The following is a 3668-nucleotide window of genomic DNA, read 5'->3' as shown; positions in this document are numbered from 1 at the left end:
CGGTTATGAATCGCCAAATCAATATGAGAATAATTATTATTCAAAGCATTAGAATTTAAAATTTATCTATTTTAGGAGTCCTTTTTCTTGACATAGTACCAATATAAAAATGGTAGATGAATATTACTTTTATCCAATATTAAGTATGATTGTCGATATCATTGTGTCTGTTATTATTTTAATATATATTCTTCGCATCCATGTATTTGTAGGACTCATGATGGTTGTGATTGCAGTAGCAACACTTTTGGTGCCGAAGATGATGGAAAAAAGATTGAAAAAGTATTCGAACCAATTGTCTTCTTATTCAGGTATATATAATTCAAAATTAAAGGAGATATTTCAAAATTTCGATATCATATTGGATTTGGGCGTTCTAAAACAGTTCGTGGATAAAGGAAAAGAATGGATTGAAAACATGGAATACCTGAATTATTCATGAAAATATAAAAATTCGTAGAATGTTCCTAATTTAAAGGAAATCTACGAATTTTTCTTATCACCCATTGGGTGAACTTTTCATATAAGAAAAGCTCCTTTATAATATAGGCGACAAAACCAAAAAAAAGGAGCCATATCTATGATACAAACTAATTCACTTTTTGACAAGATAAATTTTAACGGTGGGAATCTTTCCAGCGATGGTGGATCCATTCTTCTTTCTCAATTTCTTGAAAAGATAAATTTGAAAAAACTATTAGATTCTATTCCATTTGTGGATTTAAGACATATTCCTATATATTCAAATCCGAATATCTTGTTTCAACAAATTATCAAATGTTTACTGGGATATAATGACCAGTCTGATCAGAAAGTATTAATTAATGATCCTTTACTGTCACTCAAATCCTTGATATGTTCTCAAGCTACGGTAAGTCGTTTCTATGACCGTGTATCTTTAAATACAACCAATGAATTCAAAAAAATCATTACTCAACTTGCATGTGATTTTGTGAATACAAATATAGATGCTCCAATTCTTGATGCCGATTCTACCATGATTACAACTTGTGGCAGTCAGGAAGCTAGTGCCTATATTCATCATTATCAGGAAAACGGATATCATCCACTTGTAATCAATGAATACCATTCAAAGCTCTTACTTTCATCTTTGTTGAGAACTGGCTCTACTTATTCTTCTAATGGAATCATTGAAGAACTTGAACAGATATTTACACAATTGAACAATACCGGAAATATAAGATTCAGAGGCGACAGCGCCTTTTACAGAAGGGATTTGTTTAAATATCTGGAAAACAATCAGGTTACGTATTATATACGAGTTAAGAATTTCAAGAAAAACATTAGAGAATCCGTAATGGATATGGTCATAAATCAGGTAGACTGGAATGATTTTGACTATACAGAACCTTATTATGGAGAATATACGATTCAGATAAACAAGACAAAAAAGCGAAGAATTGTATACAAAGCCTTTCGCTTAGAAAAAGACGGAATGCTTCAGTTAGTACCTATGGTTTATTGCATTATTACAAATGATTTTGAGAAAAGTCCCAAAGAAGCAATGGACTTTTATGAAGCAAGAGGAAACAGCGAAAATTTTACAAAAGAATTAAAAGATGATTTCAACGGTGGAATTCTTTCGCATAAAGAATTCGTAAAAAATGAAATGGATTTTCTAATTTCAAGTCTAGCCTACAATCTTTATCATGTATTCCAGCAAACAATATTAGAAGAAAAAGATCAGACAATACGAATGAATACATATCGATTGAAATATCAGAAAATAGCAGTCAAAGTGATACAACACGCAAGACAGGTAACGCTTAGTTTTAGCAGTGCCTACAAAAATAAAACTCAGTTTACTCAGTACTGGAATAAAGTGTTGCAGATTTAACGTTTTGAACCTATATTTTAAAAATCAGCAATGTCTGATATCTTTTTATATACTCATTTCAAACCATTCGAAAACAAAATGAAAAAGATTAGCCAATTTGGATCCACCAACAAGGCTAATCTTCTTTTATTATCTTTTCATGAATAATTCAGGGAATATAAACAAAGAAATGTAAATATGGCAATATCTTTGACGGGAAACTGGGCTAATTGTATTGCGGCCACTTTTCAATTGATTTTCATGTTGGTGATTGGATTGATGATATTATATGGACATTTAGATATGATATATATGATGCCAATTGTAAATGTTTCTAATAATTTTATTTCAAATTTAAATGATATTTCAAGCAATCTTGCTGGATTTAAGTCGGTGTCGGACGTGAATTCGAAATTACTGAATATTATCGATTCTCATGGACAGGCAAATAAGTTTGTATCGAACTATGATGGAAATATCTATTTGGAACATGTATCTTTTGGCTATACTGAAAGTAAGATGATTATTGATGATTTATCTTTCAAATTTGAAAAGGGGAAAAAGTATGCGATAGTTGGTCCGAGTGGTTCCGGAAAATCTACAATTTTAAAATTGATTTTAGGATATTATCCAGTTCAAAAAGGAAATGTGAGTGTTTTGGATTCTAAGAATGTTTCTATGATTCATCAGGAAAGTCATATATTTGATGACACGATCCGAAATAACTTGAATATGGAGCTTGTACAAACAGATGAAACACTGTTAAAATGTATGGAATTTGTAGATTTACCAGAATTTAAATTAGACCAGAATATTTGTGAGGATGGAAGTAATCTTTCTGGTGGGCAAGTTCAACGAATAGGGATTGCGCGTACAATCGCACATTTAAAAGAGGTACTTTTGTGTGATGAAATAACAGCAAGTCTAGATGCACAGACGGCCATCGAAATTGAAAATCGAATATTGGATTTAAAAGAAGAAACTGTATTATATGTAACACATAAATATTTTGACGAAACACTAAAGAAGTTTGATTGTATTCTTGTATTTAAACAAGGACGGATTGTTGAACAGGGATCATTTGAAGAACTTATGAAAAATAAAGAGTACTTCTATAGCCTAAAAAATAAGGGACGTATTTAGAACCTCTTTCAACATTCAGTGATGGGGTTCAATTCGTGATATAATTAGGAACAAATAATGAATTACTTTTTGGAATTAGTAGGTGGGCAGTGCATGAATGATTACAGAGGATTATTGATTAAGAAACAACGAAAAGAGTTAGACATATCATTAGAAGCTTTATCACATGGGGTTTGTTCTCCTTCATATCTTTCTAAAATTGAAAATAATATCTTGGTCGCAAATGATGATATATACAATTTGTTGTTTAAAAAATTAGGGATTTCTACGATGGATACAATTAAAGAAGAAAAAATTAAACAGATGTTGGATCTTTTCTTTAAATACTATATGTCATCGGATTCAAAAATATTTAAGGTAATGGATGAATTGTTGGAATATAAAGATGAGGTTGCGTCATCCTGTTTATTTGTTCAATATCAATTGTTTTTACTGTTTGCTTCTGAAATGAATTCTCAAATCAATATATCACTTGCTGAAGTGGAAGCGTATTATTCATACATGGATGATTCGCAAAGAGAATATTTTAATTTGTTTAGATTATCTTCTGGAAATATGGAACTATCTGATAATGAGGAATGGATATTTATACGAAGGTTGAAGGCCAAAGCCAATCTATATGCGTACCAAAAAAATACTTTTGCGGCATACGATCTGTATAAAACATGTTTAAATTATGCGGTGGAAT

4 protein-coding genes are annotated in these 3668 nt (G+C 30.8%); all 4 read left to right on the top strand.

The annotated features are described in order from the left end of the window. Positions 1–109: 109 nt before the first annotated feature. Positions 110–442 (top strand): hypothetical protein, encoded by a 333-nt coding sequence (locus ACZQCL_RS07425; RefSeq protein ID WP_482482527.1) that lies wholly within the window; start codon positions 110–112, stop codon positions 440–442. 138 nt (positions 443–580) lie between these two features. Beyond that, positions 581–1858, top strand: a complete 1278-nt coding sequence (locus tag ACZQCL_RS07420) for an IS1380 family transposase (protein WP_482482525.1) — start codon at positions 581–583, stop codon at positions 1856–1858. Positions 1859–2035: 177 nt separating this feature from the next. After that, positions 2036–2980 carry an ATP-binding cassette domain-containing protein gene (locus ACZQCL_RS07415; protein ID WP_482482523.1) on the top strand — a complete coding sequence of 315 codons (945 nt, stop codon included), beginning with the start codon at positions 2036–2038 and terminating at the stop codon, positions 2978–2980. A 93-nt stretch (positions 2981–3073) separates the two neighbouring features. After that, positions 3074–3668 (top strand): helix-turn-helix domain-containing protein (locus ACZQCL_RS07410; RefSeq protein WP_482482521.1); only part of this gene is annotated, 595 nt, incomplete at its 3' end.

The sequence above is a fragment of the Holdemanella sp. genome, assembly GCF_056804935.1.
The sequence above is the reverse complement of the archived record's forward strand: the minus strand, read 5'-3'. Positions and strand labels throughout refer to the sequence as shown.

What these genes read in the sequence shown, in the direction of transcription:
- ACZQCL_RS07420 (WP_482482525.1), top strand. Translation starts at nt 581, where the DNA reads ATGATACAAACTAATTCACTTTTTGACAAGATAAATTTTAACGGTGGG.
- ACZQCL_RS07425 (WP_482482527.1), top strand. Translation starts at nt 110, where the DNA reads ATGGTAGATGAATATTACTTTTATCCAATATTAAGTATGATTGTCGAT.
- ACZQCL_RS07415 (WP_482482523.1), top strand. Translation starts at nt 2,036, where the DNA reads ATGGCAATATCTTTGACGGGAAACTGGGCTAATTGTATTGCGGCCACT.